This is a genomic window from Kribbella sp. NPDC054772 (assembly GCF_053611945.1).
The window spans coordinates 61571-76746 of record NZ_JBSHBJ010000039.1; the positions used below are offsets into that span (position 1 = coordinate 61571).

The window sequence follows — 15176 nt, forward strand, 5'->3', positions numbered from 1 at the left end:
TTGAGCCCGATCCTACGAGAGGGAGTGACCGTGATGGAACGGATGCTGGTGGTCGGCGGCGCGCGGGCGCTGGGCGCGGCGGTAGTGCGACGTGCCGTGAAGGAGGGGTACGACGTGGTGGTCGGCGCGCGTGATCTGGCCCGGGCGCAGGCGCTCGCGGACGAGGTCGGTGCGAGCGCCGTCCACCTGGACCTGCAGGACGAGACGACGATCGCGGCCGCGGCCGAGCAGTTGCGCGACGGGATCGACCATCTCGTGACGACCGGGTCGGCGCCGCACGACGTACGCACGGCGGAGCTGGATCACGACAAGCTCGTCGCCGCGTTCACGGCGAAGGTGATCGGGCCGATGCTGCTCGCCAAGCACTTCGGTCCGATCCTGCGGCCGACCGGGTCAATGCTGTTGTTCTCCGGTGTCGTCGGGTGGCGTCCCGGGCCGGGTTCGCTGGTCAAGGGAGTGACCAACGGAGCGGTCGAGTACGCCGCGCGCCACCTCGCGGCGGATCTCGCCCCGGTGCGGGTCAACGCGATCTCACCCGGTGTCGTCGACTCGGGTGCCTGGGACCGGTTGGGTGACCGGAAGGCCGGAGTACTGCAGAAGAGTGCCGCCGGATCGCTGGTCGGGCGGCATGGTGAGATCGAGGACGTCGTCGACGCGGTGCTGTGGCTCGTCCGTGCGGGCTTCGTCTCCGGCGAGACGATCCACCTCGAGGGCGGTGCGCGGCACAAGGTCGCTTAGGAGTTGGTTGTCCTGCGGTAGCCGAAGTCTTCGCCGTCGAGTTCGCGCATGGACTCGAAGGCGGAGGCGACCTTCACGACATGCGACCGTACTGTGATCCACGGCGGCCGTTTGGTCGCTGACGGAGGTGAGTTGCGCTGACCAGCATCGTTGTCACCGCCGATCACGTACTCAGGTACGTCGACGGTGACCATCAACTGTTGTCCCCGGGCCAGGTCGAGGTCGACGGTACGACGATCTCGTACGTCGGCCCGCCGCGCGCGACCGCCGCGGGTGAGCGGGTCGATCTCGGCAACGCGTTGCTGATGCCGGGGTTGATCGACCTCGACGCGGTGTCCGACATCGATCACGCGCTCCTCGACTCCTGGTCGTCGCGGACGGTCGAGTGGTCACCGGAATACGCCGCGAACGGTCGGCGGCACACGTTCGACGCGGACCAGCGCCGGACGGTCCGCCGGTTCGCGTTCGCGCAGCTGATCGCGCACGGCATCACGTCGGCGATGCCGATCGCCAGCGAGGTACACAGCGAGTGGGCGGAGTCGTACGAGGACGCCGTCGCGATGGCCGAGGAGGCGGAGGCGCTCGGACTGCGGTACTTCGGCGCTCGAGAGGCTCGGCGTACTCGGGCCTCGGCTGCTGATCCCGCACGGCATCTACCTGGACGGCGACCCGGCGACCGACGACCATGACCGGCGCAACGGTGTGCCGGTGTCCGGTGCCCCGGACCGCGGTCTCCGGATGCTCGTCGATCACGGGATCACGATCATCCACTGCCCACTGACGTCCCTGCGGTACGGCGTTGCACTGCGCTCGTTCGGGCGGTTGCGGAATGCCGGCGTACGGATCGCTCTGGGCACCGACTCGTTCCCGCCGGACCTGATCCGGGGCATCGACGTCGGCAGCAACGTGGCCAAGGTGATCGACGGTGCGCTCGATGCCGCGCCGGTGGAGGACTACGTCCGCGCGGCGACCCTGGCCGGCGCCGACGCCCTCGAGCGGCCCGACCTCGGGCGGATCGCGGTCGGGGCGACAGCGGATCTGACTGCGTTCGGGTTCGACGACTTCCGGGACGGCGTACTCGACGACCCGGTGCGAACGCTGATCATGAACGGCCACGCCCGCGGCGCCCGGCTCACCATGATCGGCGGCCGCATCGTGATGCGCGACGGACAACTCCCGGGCTTCGACCTCGCAGCGCTGCGGGCTGAGGCACAGGAGCTCTTCGACCACATGCGGGCCGCGTACGGACCGCGCGCGGCGGACGGTTCCGATCTGTTCCCACCGACGTTCGTGCGGGCTACTGCGGGTGGAGTCTGACGTTCGCGTAGGTGGGCGGGGTGCGGGTGAGGTCGAGGGTCTCGCCGTTGGCTGCGACGTAGATGCCTGAGGTGTGTTCGCGGAGGCGGAGGGTTTCGCCGTGCCAGTGGTTGAAGAGCAGGACGTCGTTCTCCTTGCGCAGTCTGGCGGTTCCGTTCGGGACGCCGCTGGCCCGGATGGCGTAGTCACGGTTCCACGGTCCGTCCGGCTCGGCCTCCGCGGCGGGGCCGTCGTACGCACCCGCCAGATCGGCCAGGGACTCCGGGGGCTCGGCGACGTGTTCGGGAGCTGCTGCGCGACGTGGGCTGTCCGGGAGCAGGTCACGGAAGATGTCGCTGGCCAGTTGCCATTGCAGCGAGTGGTCCGTCGAGTTCGTCAGTACGACGACCCCGAACTGTTCCTCGGGCGCCCAGTAGATGTCGGACAGGAATCCGAAACCGCCGCCGCCGTGCCCGCGGACTGGAATTCCGTCCGCGTGCGCCAACGCGAGACCGAGGCCGTACCCCTGATCGCTCCGGTACATCTCGGCGAGCAGCGCGGGATCGATCAGGGACGCACCTCCGGAGAGGTGGAACTGGATGTAGCGGAAGGCGTCGTTGACGGTCGTGTACAGGCCACCGGCGGCAACCATCGGGACCCGGACCGGTAGCCGCGTCGTGCCGGCCGTGTGTCCGATCGCCCGATCCGTTGCCCGCGCGATCTCCCGCGGGTCGAATGTCGTCCGCGTCATCCCGAGCGGGGCGAGCAGGACCCGCCGTACGAAAGCATGGAACGGCTGCCCGCTGCGGCGCTGCAGGATGTAGCCCGCCAGATCGATGCCGAGGTTGGAGTATTGGTGGTGGTGCCCGACCGGGAACCGGAGCCACGTGTCGGAGATGCTCTCGCAGTGCGCCGCGAAGGACTCCCGGCCGACCAGATAGTTCGAGCCGACCGGCGCCTCATGCGTGAACCCGGCGGTGTGACTGAGCAGATGCCGCAGCGTGATCAGCCGCTCGGGCCCCTCCTCGAAGCAACTGTTGACCCGGAACTCCGGCAGGTACCGCGTGATCGGCACGTCGAGCTCGACGAGACCTTCCTGAACCGCGATCAGCACCGCAGTCGCCGTATACATCTTCGAACACGACTGCACGCTGAACATCGTCCCGGCGCCGACCGCCTCATCACCACCTGCCCGAGTGGCCCCGAATCCGGCCGACCACAACGCCGACTCCGCGTCGCAAACCCCGACCGCGACACCCGGGACCTGATGCTCGACGAGCAACCCGGGCAGCCGCCGCTGTAGCTCGTCCAGTGTTCTGCTCGCTACCGGCATGCCCCTCTTTCTACAGCGGCACGGGGTTAATCACCCGCCGCGGATGATGTTGCTGGCTTCGGGTGGCGGTGAGGATGGGGGCGCGGCGAGCGACTGCCGTCGCCTGGGTACGGAACTGGCCTGGAGGGGGAGAACCGCATGGCGATCGGACCGGTGCAGTTGGTGGTGCTCGGGTTCAACCATCCGAATTTCCACGGGGAGATCATCGAAGAGCTCGAAAGGCTGCGCGAGACCGACGCCATCCGGGTGATCGACGCGCTGGCCGTCCACAAGGACGCCGAGGGTGAGATGGAGGTCGCGCACCTCAGCAACCTCACCACGGACGAGGCCGTCGAGTTGGGCACGAAGATCGGTGCGCTGATCGGCCTCGGGATCGAGGGCGAGGAAGGCATCGAGAAGGGTGCCGAGGCCGGTGCCGAGGCGGCCGCCGACGGGTTCGAGGTCTTCGACGACGAAGAGGCCTGGGACGTCCTGGAGGACATCCCGAACGACTCGGCCGCGGCGCTGGTGCTGATCGAGCACCACTGGGCGGTCCCGTTGCGCGACGCCGTCGCCCGGGCCGGTGGCTTCCGGCTGGCCGACGGCTTCATCAGCCCGGTCGACCTGGTCAGTATCGGACTGTTGGAGGCCGAAGAGGCCAAGGAAATGCAGCAGATGGAGAAGGCCGCCGCGGCGAAATGACGCCGCGGCCGGAACTCGAGGCGTTGGAGGTGACCCCATGTTCGGCTCTCGCAGGGTGGCACGACGGACTTCCCGTCGTACGGCGCGCCGCCGTCGGTAACGACACCGACCGACTGACCAACTGATCGGCAAGGGGGGAGTGGGCTGATGGGTTGCCTGCTGGCGTTGCTGGCCGGGTTCTTCCCGCGTTTGGGCGTGCTCATCGTGTGGGTCGCGCGGCCGGAACGGGTCGACGCGGCGTTCAGCTCTTGGATCTGGCCGTTGCTGGGCATCATCTTCCTGCCCTTCACGACCCTGATCTACCTGCTGCTCTGGCAAGCGGGCGGACTGCACGGCTTCGACTGGTTCTGGATCGGGCTGGCCGCGCTGGGCGATATCGCGCACTGGGCCGCGAGCGCGACCCAGCGCAACCAGATTCCCGGCCGGCAGCCCCGGCCGGTCTGAAATTGAGGTGGGGTAGGCATGGCGCAGACGGTAACGGAGCCATCGACCGCGGACGTCCTGGTCATCTTCGGGATCACCGGCGATCTCGCCAAGGTGATGACGTTTCGCTCGCTCTACCGGCTGGAGGCGCGCGGTCTGCTCGACTGCCCCATCGTTGGGGTGGCGGCGCAGGACTGGACGCTCGACCAGCTGATCGAGCGCGCCCGGACGTCGATCGAGGGTACCGGCGTCAAGATCGACCAAGCGGTCTTCGACCGGTTCGCGGCCCGGCTGTCGTACGTCAGCGGTGACTTCGGCGACCCGTCGGTCTACGAACGGGTCGGCGAGGTGATCAAGGGCGCCGAGACGCCGGTGTTCTACCTGGAGATCCCGCCGTTCCTGTTCGGCCGGGTGGTGCAGGGGTTGTCCGAGGCTGGGCTCACCACCGGTGCCCGGGTCGTGGTCGAGAAGCCGTTCGGCCACGACCAGCAGTCCGCCCGGGCACTGGCCGACGAGCTGCACCAGTACATCGACGAGTCCCAGCTGTACCGGATCGACCACTACCTCGGAAAGATGGGGCTCGAGGAGATCCTGTACCTGCGGTTCGCGAACGCCGTCCTCGAACCGCTGTGGACCCGTAACTACCTGGACTGTGTGCAGATCACGATGGCCGAGAGCTTCGGCGTCGAGGACCGCGGCCACTTCTACGACCCGGTGGGCGCGCTGCGCGACGTAGGCGTCAACCATCTCATGCAGGTGGTCGCGGCCGCCGCGATGGAACCGCCGTCGCGCGGCGATCCTGGCACGCTGAAGGACGCGACCACCGCGCTCTTCCGGGCCGTCGAGGAAGCCGACCCCAAGCACTACGTCCGCGGCCAGTACGACGGGTACCTCGACATCGACGGGGTCGCGCAGACCTCGACCACCGAGACATACGCCGCCTTCCGGCTCGACATCGAGAACTGGCGCTGGGCCGGCGTCCCGTTCTTCATCCGGACCGGCAAGCGGCTGCCGGAGACGCAGACCGAGCTGCGCCTGGTGTTCAAACGCTCACCCCGGCTGGGGTTCGCGCCCCCCGGGCATCTCGCGGAGTCGAACCAGCTTGTGATCCGGCTCGACCCGTCCACCGGAGTGCGGATCCAGGTGGACGCGCATCGCGCCGACTCGGTCCGGGCCGCGCCGATCAACCTCGACATGGAGTTCAGCAAGGAGGGTGGCGAGGCACCCACGCCGTACGAGGTGCTGCTGCACGCGGCGATGACCGGTCAGAGCACGCGGTTCACCCGCCAGGACGCGGTCGAGGAGACGTGGCGAGTGATGCAGCCGTTGATCGACGCGCCGACGCCGGTCCACACCTACAAGCCGGGGACGTGGGGCCCGACGGCCGCCGACCGGGTGCCGGACGGGTTCGGTGGCTGGCAGCTGCCGTGGATCTCGAGCTGACCCCGCACTGAGTGGAGATCGGCGCGCGTTCAACGACCGGGCGTATCCTCGGCCGTGTGCAGGGGCCGGACGCAGGTTCGGGAGGCACCTCCGTTCCCGTCGCACCGACCGTGACGCCTGGGGGCCACAGCGTGGGGTCCGGGATCTTGGGTGCGCGTGAGCGACTGGTTCCGCGGACCGCGGTTGTCGATCGCTTGATGAAATCACCGGAGCCGGTGGTCGCCGTGGTGGCGCCGCCCGGCTACGGCAAGACGACTGTGCTCGCCCAGTGGACGGCGCGGTTCGGCGCACGGGTGGCGTGGGTGTCGTGCGAGCGCTCCGACAACGACCCGGTCGCGTTGTGGACCGGCATCCTGGATGCGCTCGACCAGATCGAGCCGGTCGGCGCGCAGTCGCGGGCACTGCTCGCCGCGTCGGGTGGCGGCGTCGACGCCGTACCCCGGCTGGTCGGGTCGATCTCCGGGCTGCGGTCGCCGTTGGTCGTCGTACTGGATCATGTCGAGGAGATCACGAGCCCGGAGTGCGCGGCGTCGATCGCCGAGTTCGCGTTCCGGGTGCCGGCCGGCTGGCGGCTCGCGGTCGCGTCGCGCGATCCGGCGCCGCTCCCGCTGTCCCGGTTGCGGATCGGTCGCCGGCTCGTCGATATCGGTGTCGGAGACCTGGCGATGAACGACGTCGAGACAGCCGCGCTGCTACGCCTGGCGGGGACCGAGGTGTCGCCGGCCGAGGTCGAGGAGCTGGTACGCCGTACCGAGGGCTGGCCGGCCGGCCTGTACCTGGCCGCGCTGGCGATCCAGTCCGGTGCGCCGACGACCGGTTTCAGCTTCGCCGGCGACGATCGCCTGATCGACGAGTACCTACGGTCCGAAGTACTGGCGCGACTGTCTCCCGACCAGGCGAGCTTCCTGGTCCGTACGTCGGTCCTCGACCGCATGAGCGGACCGTTGTGCGACGCCGTTCTGGGTGGGAAGCACTCTGCCCGGATGCTCGCGGACCTCGAGCGGCACAACCTGCTCGTCGTACCGCTCGACCGGCACGGCGAGTGGTACCGGTATCACCATCTGTTCCGCGAACTGCTCCAAGCCGAACTGCGCCGCGGTGATCCGGACCTCGGGACCGAGCTGCACTCCCGCGCCGCCGACTGGTTCGAGGCGGTCGGGACACCCGAGGCCGCCATCGACCACGCCGACGCGGCGGGCGACACCGAACGGGTCGCCCGGCTCGTCCTCGAACTCATGCAACCGGTCTGGGCGGGCGGCCGTGTCGACACCGTGCACGGCTGGATGGAGTTGCTCGACCACCGCCCGCGGGTGCCGCACTACGCCGCGATCGCCGCGCACGGCGCCCTGATCTTCGCCCTGCTCGGCCGCCCGCGGGAGGCCGAGCGCTGGGTCGCGGTCGCGGAGAGCCTGCCGGTGAGCGGCACGTTGTCCGACGGCAGCACGGTCGCCGCGACGCTGGCGTACATGCGCGCCAACCTCAGCCGGGAGGGGCCCGAGGCGATGCGGGCCGACAGCATCCTGGCGCTCGACGGACTCAGCCCGGCCAGCCCGTTCCGCGCGACGATGCTGCAGTCGCAGGCGCTGTCCTGGTTCGTCTCCGGCGACCTCGAGCGCGCCGACATCGGCTTCACCCACGCGTACGACGTCGCGACCGGCTTCGGGGTCACTCCCTTGGCCGCGCTGATCCTGGCCGAGCAGTCCCTGATCGCGGCCGAGCGCGGCGAGCCCACCGCCGGCGACGCGATGCTCAAACGCGCTCTGGAGCTCGTCGACACCGGCCACTACGAGGCGTACTGGACCAGCGCCCTGGTGTACGCCGCCGCCGCGCACTCGGCCGCCCGTCGCGGAGAGATGCGCGAGGCCCGCCAGTTCGTCCGGCGGGCCGCCGAACTGCGACCACTCCTGACCTACGCGCTCCCGATCGTGTCGGTCCAGGCCCTGCTCGAGCTCGCCCGCACGTACATGGCACTGGTCGACCCGGCCGGTGCGCACGCCGTCCTCGAACAGGCCCAGAACATCCTGCGCCGCCGCCCCGACCTCGGCACCCTGCCGGCGGCGATCGCGCAGCTGCGGACCCGCGTCGACCAGATCACCGTGGCTGCCTCGGCCGGCTTCTCCTCGCTGACGACCGCCGAGCTGCGGCTGGTGCGGATGCTGCCGACCCACCTGTCCTTCCCGGAGATCGCCGCGCAGCTGTACGTCTCGCGGCACACCGTGAAGTCACAGGCGCAGTCGGTCTACCGCAAGCTCGGCGCCTCCTCGCGCCGGGAAGTGGTCGAGCTGATGGCCGAGACCGGCATGTCCCATTAACCAAGGCGCTCCAGCACATGGTCTCCGACCCGCAGTGCGTTGGCGATCGCGGTCAGCGCCGGGTTCACCGCACCGATGCTCGGGAAGAAGCTGGTGTCGACGACGTACAGGTTGTCGACCTCGTGCGCCTTGCAGTCGGAGTCGAGGACCGACGTCGCCGGGTCGTGCCCGAACCGGACCGTGCCGGCCTGGTGCGCGCAGCCCGCGACCGGGATGTCGTTCTTCATGTAGACGTTGCGCGAGATCAGGTGGTGCGGGTGCATCCCCAGCTTGCCCAGGTTCTTCTTCACCCGCTTGTACAGCTGCTCCATCGGCTCGGTGTTGTTCGGCGTGTAGCTCAGCACGACGTTGCCGTCGGCATCGAGTGTCACCCGGTTGTCCGGGTCGGGGAGGTCCTCGGCCGACAGCCAGAAGTCGACGGCGTGTTCGGCGACGTCACGCAGCGCGAAGGTTGGCGCGACCAATGTCTCCACCGGTTTCTCGCCGCGATACATCGGAGCCGAGGACTTGCCGACCATCTGCAGGTTGCCCATCGGGTAGTCGAAGTCCTCGTCGCCGAAGTAGTAGTCGTTCATGGCGAGCGTCTTCTGGAAGCGGGTGTCGTTCTTCTCGGTCGAGACCGCCAGGAAGGCCCGGCTGTTGTGGAACACGTAGTTGCGCCCGACCTGGTCCGACCCGTTCGCCAGCCCGTGCGGATGCTTGTCGTTCGCACTCGCCAGCAGGATCTTCGCCGAGTTGGCCGCCCCCGCGGACAGGACGACGACGTCGCCCGCGAACCGTTGCTCGGTACCGTCCACCACGGCGACGACCGTGGTGACCGTCCGTCCGGTCGCGTCGGTCTCAAGGCGGCGTACGACGGCATTGCGCAGCAACGTCACGTTGTCATGCTTGATCGCGGGCCGAACGGCGATCACGTCGGCATCGGACTTCGCGTGCACCAGACACGGGAACCCATCGCAGGTCGCGCACCGGATGCAGGTACTGAAGGCCGGATTGCTCTCGTCCAGCATCACGCCGCACGGCGCGTGGAACGGGTGCAGCCCGACCGCGGCCATGTCGTCGAACAGCTTCTGGATCCGCGGCTCGTGCGAGACCGGGGGATACGGGTACGGCGCCGACGCGGGCGGGTCGGTCGGATCCTCACCGCGCGAACCATGCACCTGGTACAGCTGCTCGGCCTGGGTGTAGTAGGGCTCCATCACGTCGTACGAGATCGGCCAGGCCGGCGAGATCCCGCCGTGGTGTTTCAGTTCGCCGAAGTCGCGTTCCCGCAGTCGGTAGAGGGCGGCGCCGTAGAACTTGGTGGCGCCGCCAACGAAATAGTGCACCTGCGGCTGGAACGGCTTGCCGTGGCCGTCGAACCACTGGTCCTTGGAGATGTAGCGGTTGTCGACGAACACCGCCTCGGCGTCCCAGTTCTCGGCCTCGCGGGGGAGCCAGTCGCCGCGTTCCAGGATCAGCACCCGTTTCCCCGAGGGGGCGAGCCGGTGGGCGAGGGTCCCGCCCCCTGCTCCCGATCCGATGATGACAACGTCGTACTGCTCGGCCATGGCTGTTCTCCTCATTCCGCCTGGTTGCTGCCGGCCGACGGGGTCGAGTCGTCTCGGTCGACGTGGATGTGCGGGACGTCGGCGGAGTCGTCACCCCAGGCGATCCGCTGCGGCGTGGTGGACCACTCGACGGTCGCGGCGTGGTCGCGGTCGAAGTAGTCCCAGGCCCAGGACATGAACGCGTCGGTCTTGCTGTGCGCGCCACTCAGCAGCATCGCGTGCACGCCGAGCCAGGCGGCGAAGGCGAGCGGTCCCTCCATCTGGTGCCGGCGCTTGCCGACCTCGGCGACGGCGGCGTTCCGGCCGATCATCGCCATGATGCCCTTGTCCTTGTAGTGGAACGGCTTGGCCTTGTCCCCGTGCAGTTCACGCAGGATGTTCGCGGCCACCCACGCCCCCGACTGCTGGGCGACCGAGCCGAGCTGCGGGTAGATGCTGCCGTCCTTCGCCGGGATGTTCGCGACGTCGCCGATCGCGTAGACGTGCGGATGCCCGTCCACGGTGAGATCGTGCTGTACGTCGATCCGCCCGCCACGCCCCGTGGGCAGATCTTTCGCGGTTTTCACCACCGCCGCCGCCGACTCGCCACCGCCCCAGATGACGGTCCGGGTCCGGATCGACGTACCGTCGTCGAACTCGACCCGGTCGGAGTGCACGGCTGTCACGCCGGTCCCGAGGCGCGGATCGGCCCCCTGTTCGACGAGCCGTTTGTGCGCGTACTTGTGCGACTTCTTGGAGAACGGGGCCAGTACCGCCTTCCCGCGGTCGACCAGCGTGATCTGGCCGGCCTTGGGGATCTTCTCGGTGGCGACGAGGGCCGCCATCAACTCGGTGATCGCTCCGGTGATCTCGACACCGGTCGGACCGCCACCGACCACGACGACGTCCAGCGCGCCGTCGTCGTCATCGGACTTGGCGCCGGCCTGGACCATGTCCTGGATGTGCAGCCGCAACCGTTCCGCGTCGACGACGGAGTACAAGGGGTACGCGTGCTCGGCCGCGCCCGGTACGCCGAAGAACTGCGGGCGTGAGCCGGCCGCGATCACCAGGTGGGTGCCGCTGATCCGCTCGCCGCTCTTCAACGTCACCGCCAGCTTCTCGGTGTCGATCTCAGCGACGTCGGCGGTGCGGACCTCGACCGTCGGGTGCTCGCGGAAGATCGCCTTGTGCGGGCGGGCGATGTCCTCGGCCGGCAGTTGGGAAGTCGCCACCTGGTAGAGCAGCGGCTGGAACTGGTGGTAGTCGTTGCGGTCGACCAACGTGACCCGGACCCCCTCGTCGCCGAGGGTGTGCGCGCACGCCACCCCGGCGAGCCCGCCGCCGAGGACGACGACGTGCGGGCTCTCGTCCTTCTGCTCGGTCACCGCGTGCTCGGTCACAGCGACAGCTCCTCCCGGAGATCGTTGATGATGATCCGGCCGGCGGCTCCGATCAGGGCCAGGTGCGAGAACGCCTGCGGGAAGTTGCCCAGGTGCCGGGCCCGGTCCACCTCGTACTCCTCGGCGTACAGGCCGAGCGGCGACTGGATCCGCAGCAGCCGCTCCATCTGGCTCCGGGCGCGATCGACCTCGCCGACCATCGCGAGCGCGGAGACCAGCCAGAACGAGCAGATCAGGAACGTGCCCTCCTTGCCGGACATGCCGTCGTCGGTCTCGTCGGTCTTGTAGCGCAGGACGAACCCGTTCTCGGTCAGTTCCTTGTCGATCGCCTCGACGGTGGCCCGCATCCGTTCGTCGCTCGCCGGGAGGAAGCCGAACAGCGGGGCGAGCAGGGTCGAGGCGTCCAGCGCGTCGGTGTCGTAGTGCTGCCGCAGGACACCGCGGTCACTCACGCCGTGCTCGAGGATGTCCTCACGGATCTCCTCGGCCGTCTTCGCCCACAGTTCGGCGAGGCCCTCCTCGTTGCGGATCCGGGCCAGCCTGGCCGCACGGTCCAGGGCCACCCAGCCCATCAGCTTCGAGGAGACGTAGTGCTGGGGCTCGCCGCGGGCCTCCCAGATGCCCTGGTCAGGGTCGTGCCAGGACGCGATCGCACACTGGGCCTGCGACTCCACCAGCGGCCACAACCGACGCGGCAGCCGCTTGCTCCGGATCGTGTGCAGCAGGATCGAGTCCAGCACCGCTCCGAACACGTCGTTCTGCCGTTGGTTGTAGGCGCCGTTGCCGATCCGCACCGGACTGGCGCCCTCGTAGCCGGTGAGGTCGTCCCGGGTGGTCTCGGCGAGGTCGCGGCGGCCGTCGATGCCGTACATGATCTGCAGCGCGCCGTCCGAGTTCGGCTCCAGGTCGGCGACGAACTGCATGAACTCGTTCGCCTCCCAGTCCAGGTTCAGGTAGTGCAGCGCCTGCAGGGTGAACGTGGTGTCCCGGATCCAGGTGTAGCGGTAGTCCCAGTTGCGGGCGCCACCCGGTGTCTCCGGCAACGACGTGGTGGCCGCGGCGACCGTCGCCCCGGTCGGCATGTAAGTCAGACCCTTGATGGTCAGTGCCGAGCGTTCCACCGGATGCCGGAACCGGTGGTCGGGGATCCGGGCCCGGGCCAGCCAGTTGCGCCAGAACCGGATCGTCGCCTCGATCCGCGCCACGGCGTCGTCCAGGCCGGCCGGCGACGCGAGTCCCTCGGCCCAGGAGAGCGCGCAGTACGCCTTCTGTCCCTTGGTGATCACATGCCGGGCCCGGGCGGAGCTTCCCTCGATCCCGATCAGCATGCCGGTGCTCAGCCGGAAGGTCTTACCGGCTCCGGTCGCGTCCGCGGCGTGCATGTCGTCGCCGACCATCGTCCACTCGGCCGGGACCCGCCCGTAGTCGAAGGCCGGCTCGCAGACGAGTTCGATCTCGGCGGAGCCGTCGAGGCATTCGACGGTCCGGACCAGCAGGTGGTCGGCGTCGTCGTCGGCCGGCGGCCGTGTGTGCGGTGTGACGGTGTCCGGGCCCTGGGACGGACCCATTGTCAGCGCGTCGTGGACGAGCAGCCAGCCGGACGGGGTGTGCCAGGTCGTCGTCATCACGTTCGTGCCCGGCACGTACACCCGAGCGGTCGGCTGGTTGATGCCGTACGGACCGAACCGGAACGACCCGGCGCCGCGGTCCAGCAGGTTGCCGAAGACACTCGGTGCGTCGAACGCGGGGATGCTGAGCCAGTCGACCGAGCCGTCCGGGGCGACCAGGGCGCCGGTGTGGCAGTTCGACAGGAACGCGTAGTCGGCGATCGGCGGGAACGGTGACGTCGAGGTCATGGCGAGGGCTCCTTGGTTCGGTCGTGGCCTCCACCCACGATCGGCCGGGTGCCGCGAGCGGCGGATCATCCGCCAGTGATGATTGGGGCGCGGCTCAGCCCGCCGGCGCGTCCAGCGGGCGGTCGCCGACGTCTTCGGTGCCCTCCTCCGGGAGCATCGCGCGCTGGTCGAGGACGTAGAGCAGGACGAAGCCCGGTGCCACGATCAGCGCGGCCAGACCGACGACCACCACCAACGTCACCAAGGTGCTGTTGGGTGCCGCGGCGGCCTTGATCGTGAGGCTCACCGGCAGGAGATACGGCCACTGCGCGATACCCCAGCTGACGATGATCAGGGCGACCGCCAGGATGGCGAGCACCCTTGCGCCACGGGCGGCGTACCGCATCAAAAGGACCAGGGCCCCGGCACCACAGAGGACGCTGAGGATCGCGGTCGGCAGGCCTCTCGACATCAGGCCGTCGAAGACGTACGACGCCTTGGCGTTCACGACGACGAGGTCGGCCACCGCGACGACCCCGGCGACGACGGCGCTCAGCACAGCGCGCCGGCGGAAGTACTCACCCATCGCGAACTCGCTGAAGTGCCGAGCGTCCCAGACCAGGTACACCGCCGCCAGGTACGCCGCCACGGCGACCGCCAGCACCCCGGTCACGATGGACGTCGGGTTCAGCCAACTGTCGACCGGGTCACCGGCCTTGCCGCCCGACGGCACGTGCCCGGACGCGATGCCACCCGCGATCGCACCCATGCAGAACGGCACGAGCACCGACGACAACGCGAACGCGCCACCGAAGATCCGCCGGAACCGCAACGTGACCACGGCCTTGCGGAACGCGAAACTCGCCCCGCGGAGGACGATCCCGAGCGCGGCCAGCGTCAGCGGGACGAACATCGTCAGCACGATCGACTCGTACGCCGACGGGAACGCGGTCCACGTGACGACGAAGACGAAGATCAGCCAGACGTGGTTCGCCTCCCACACCGGCCCGATCGACCGCTCGATCACCGCCCGCGGTTCCGCGCCGCGATCCGGCCCGCCCGCGACCAGGTCCCAGAACCCGGCGCCGAAGTCCGCGCCGCCGAACACGGCGTACGCCGCCAGCGCGAGCAGCAGGACGATGGCGACCGTCGTACTCACGGCGCCCCGTCCTTCGCCTTGGCCTCCTGCTTGACCGGCTCCTTGGCCGGTTCCTCGACGGGTTCCTCGACCTGCTCGACCGGCGGTTCCTTGGCTGCGCCCGCCTGGGTCGGACCGTACGGCGAGTCGCCCTCGATGAACCCGCCCGAGCGGCGGAAGCGTTGGCTCATGCCCCGCAGTACGAGGATCGTCGTGACCCCGAGCGCGGCGTACAGGATGAAGACGCAGATGAACGTGATCCAGACGCCGGTGTTCGCGGTGGCTGCCTGCTCCACCTTCATCTGGTTGTAGACGATCCACGGCTGCCGGCCGACCTCGGTGACCACCCACCCGGCTTCCATCGTGATCACCGCCAGCACTCCGCTGCCCGCGGCGATCCAGAGGAACGCCCGGCTCTTGGGCATGTGCCGCCGGAAGAGCCAGGTCACGCCGTACCAGACCGACAGCAGGAAGAGCAGCGTGCCGAGCCCGACCATGATGTCCCACGCGAGATGGACGGTGTTCGTCTCCCGGATCGTCGGGCGATCGGCAACGGCCTCGCTGTTCAGGCCCTGGACGACGGTCGACTTACCGGTCTTCGGATCCGACAGCCAGGACGCGAGCCCGGGGATCGGGATGCCGCCGGAGATCGTGCCGTCCGCGTTGAGCTTGCCCAGCAACGTCTCGGGTACGTCGGACTTCGTCGTCGGCACGAGTTCGATCGCGGCGAACTTCTCCGGCTGGTTGTTGTACACCCACCGGGCCAGCGTGTCGCCGACCCCCATCTGGATCGGGGTCATCACGGCGGCGACCGTGAACGCGATCGTGAACGCGATCCGGTGGTACCGGTCGTGCCGGCCGCGGAGCATCCCGGTCGCGTACACCGACGCGATCAGGAACCCGCCGACCAGGTACGCCGCGACCACCATGTGCGCGGACTGCCACGGCATCGCCTTGTTGAAGATCACTTCGAGCGGCTCGACCTTGGTGATCTCGCCGTTCGCGTTCATCGTGAAGCCGCCCGGCGCGTTCATCCAGGCGTTCGCGG

Annotated in this window: 14 protein-coding genes; 7 read left to right on the forward strand and 7 right to left on the reverse strand. The window is 69.1% G+C overall.

The window, feature by feature from the left end:
• Positions 1 to 33: 33 nt before the first annotated feature.
• Positions 34 to 738 carry an SDR family NAD(P)-dependent oxidoreductase gene (locus ACWGID_RS36580; RefSeq protein WP_452203944.1) on the forward strand — a complete coding sequence of 235 codons (705 nt, stop codon included), beginning with the start codon at positions 34 to 36 and terminating at the stop codon, positions 736 to 738.
• Here ACWGID_RS36580 and ACWGID_RS36585 read toward each other — a convergent pair.
• A complete protein-coding gene (locus tag ACWGID_RS36585) occupies positions 735 to 932 on the reverse strand; it encodes a hypothetical protein (protein ID WP_452203945.1) in 198 nt (65 codons plus the stop codon). The genes ACWGID_RS36580 and ACWGID_RS36585 overlap by 4 nt on opposite strands.
• Before the next feature lie 6 nt (positions 933 to 938).
• Between ACWGID_RS36585 and ACWGID_RS36590 the strand changes: the two genes are divergently transcribed.
• Both ACWGID_RS36590 and ACWGID_RS36595 read left to right on the forward strand, forming a co-directional pair.
• Positions 939 to 1427 (forward strand): hypothetical protein, encoded by a 489-nt coding sequence (locus ACWGID_RS36590; RefSeq protein ID WP_452203946.1) that lies wholly within the window; start codon positions 939 to 941, stop codon positions 1425 to 1427.
• A complete protein-coding gene (locus ACWGID_RS36595; protein WP_452203957.1) occupies positions 1390 to 2055 on the forward strand; it encodes an amidohydrolase family protein in 666 nt (221 codons plus the stop codon). The genes ACWGID_RS36590 and ACWGID_RS36595 overlap by 38 nt, the downstream gene beginning before the upstream one ends.
• On the opposite strand, the gene ACWGID_RS36600 is transcribed toward ACWGID_RS36595, so the two are convergent.
• Positions 2036 to 3367, reverse strand: a complete 1332-nt coding sequence (locus ACWGID_RS36600; protein ID WP_452203947.1) for a serine hydrolase domain-containing protein — start codon at positions 3365 to 3367, stop codon at positions 2036 to 2038. The two genes, ACWGID_RS36595 and ACWGID_RS36600, sit on opposite strands and share 20 nt — an antisense overlap.
• Before the next feature lie 138 nt (positions 3368 to 3505).
• Between ACWGID_RS36600 and ACWGID_RS36605 the strand changes: the two genes are divergently transcribed.
• The 4 genes from ACWGID_RS36605 (at position 3506) to ACWGID_RS36620 (ending at position 8226) form a co-directional block, all read left to right on the forward strand.
• Positions 3506 to 4048: a hypothetical protein gene (locus tag ACWGID_RS36605; protein ID WP_452203948.1), complete on the forward strand. Its 543-nt coding sequence runs from the start codon at positions 3506 to 3508 to the stop codon at positions 4046 to 4048.
• A 147-nt stretch (positions 4049 to 4195) separates the two neighbouring features.
• Complete coding sequence (locus ACWGID_RS36610) at positions 4196 to 4492, forward strand: hypothetical protein (RefSeq protein ID WP_452203949.1); 297 nt, start codon at positions 4196 to 4198, stop codon at positions 4490 to 4492.
• 18 nt (positions 4493 to 4510) lie between these two features.
• On the forward strand, positions 4511 to 5914 hold the full coding sequence (gene zwf / locus ACWGID_RS36615; protein ID WP_452203950.1) for a glucose-6-phosphate dehydrogenase: 1404 nt from the start codon (positions 4511 to 4513) through the stop codon (positions 5912 to 5914).
• A gap of 197 nt (positions 5915 to 6111) precedes the next feature.
• Entirely contained in the window at positions 6112 to 8226 is a 2115-nt protein-coding gene (locus ACWGID_RS36620) for a LuxR C-terminal-related transcriptional regulator (RefSeq protein ID WP_452203951.1), read from the forward strand.
• Here the strand turns inward: ACWGID_RS36620 and ACWGID_RS36625 are convergent.
• The 5 genes from ACWGID_RS36625 to ACWGID_RS36645 form a co-directional block, all read right to left on the reverse strand.
• Positions 8223 to 9776 carry a GMC oxidoreductase gene (locus tag ACWGID_RS36625; protein WP_452203952.1) on the reverse strand — a complete coding sequence of 518 codons (1554 nt, stop codon included), beginning with the start codon at positions 9774 to 9776 and terminating at the stop codon, positions 8223 to 8225. The two genes, ACWGID_RS36620 and ACWGID_RS36625, sit on opposite strands and share 4 nt — an antisense overlap.
• Before the next feature lie 11 nt (positions 9777 to 9787).
• Entirely contained in the window at positions 9788 to 11155 is a 1368-nt protein-coding gene (locus ACWGID_RS36630) for an NAD(P)/FAD-dependent oxidoreductase (RefSeq protein WP_452203953.1), read from the reverse strand.
• Positions 11152 to 13011 carry a glycoside hydrolase family 15 protein gene (locus ACWGID_RS36635; RefSeq protein WP_452203954.1) on the reverse strand — a complete coding sequence of 620 codons (1860 nt, stop codon included), beginning with the start codon at positions 13009 to 13011 and terminating at the stop codon, positions 11152 to 11154. The genes ACWGID_RS36630 and ACWGID_RS36635 overlap by 4 nt, the downstream gene beginning before the upstream one ends.
• 94 nt (positions 13012 to 13105) lie before the next feature.
• On the reverse strand, positions 13106 to 14149 hold the full coding sequence (locus ACWGID_RS36640) for a cytochrome d ubiquinol oxidase subunit II (protein ID WP_452203955.1): 1044 nt from the start codon (positions 14147 to 14149) through the stop codon (positions 13106 to 13108).
• Positions 14146 to 15176 (reverse strand): cytochrome ubiquinol oxidase subunit I (locus tag ACWGID_RS36645; RefSeq protein ID WP_452203956.1); only part of this gene is annotated, 1031 nt, incomplete at its 5' end. The genes ACWGID_RS36640 and ACWGID_RS36645, both read right to left, overlap by 4 nt.

Bases quoted from the DNA above. Each gene is read 5' to 3' on its own strand.
- ACWGID_RS36580 (WP_452203944.1), top strand. From the start codon at position 34: ATGGAACGGATGCTGGTGGTCGGCGGCGCGCGGGCGCTGGGCGCGGCG.
- ACWGID_RS36585 (WP_452203945.1), bottom strand. From the start codon at position 932: ATGGTCACCGTCGACGTACCTGAGTACGTGATCGGCGGTGACAACGAT.
- ACWGID_RS36600 (WP_452203947.1), bottom strand. From the start codon at position 3,367: ATGCCGGTAGCGAGCAGAACACTGGACGAGCTACAGCGGCGGCTGCCC.
- ACWGID_RS36605 (WP_452203948.1), top strand. From the start codon at position 3,506: ATGGCGATCGGACCGGTGCAGTTGGTGGTGCTCGGGTTCAACCATCCG.
- ACWGID_RS36610 (WP_452203949.1), top strand. From the start codon at position 4,196: ATGGGTTGCCTGCTGGCGTTGCTGGCCGGGTTCTTCCCGCGTTTGGGC.
- zwf (WP_452203950.1), top strand. From the start codon at position 4,511: ATGGCGCAGACGGTAACGGAGCCATCGACCGCGGACGTCCTGGTCATC.
- ACWGID_RS36620 (WP_452203951.1), top strand. From the start codon at position 6,112: ATGAAATCACCGGAGCCGGTGGTCGCCGTGGTGGCGCCGCCCGGCTAC.
- ACWGID_RS36625 (WP_452203952.1), bottom strand. From the start codon at position 9,776: ATGGCCGAGCAGTACGACGTTGTCATCATCGGATCGGGAGCAGGGGGC.
- ACWGID_RS36635 (WP_452203954.1), bottom strand. From the start codon at position 13,011: ATGACCTCGACGTCACCGTTCCCGCCGATCGCCGACTACGCGTTCCTG.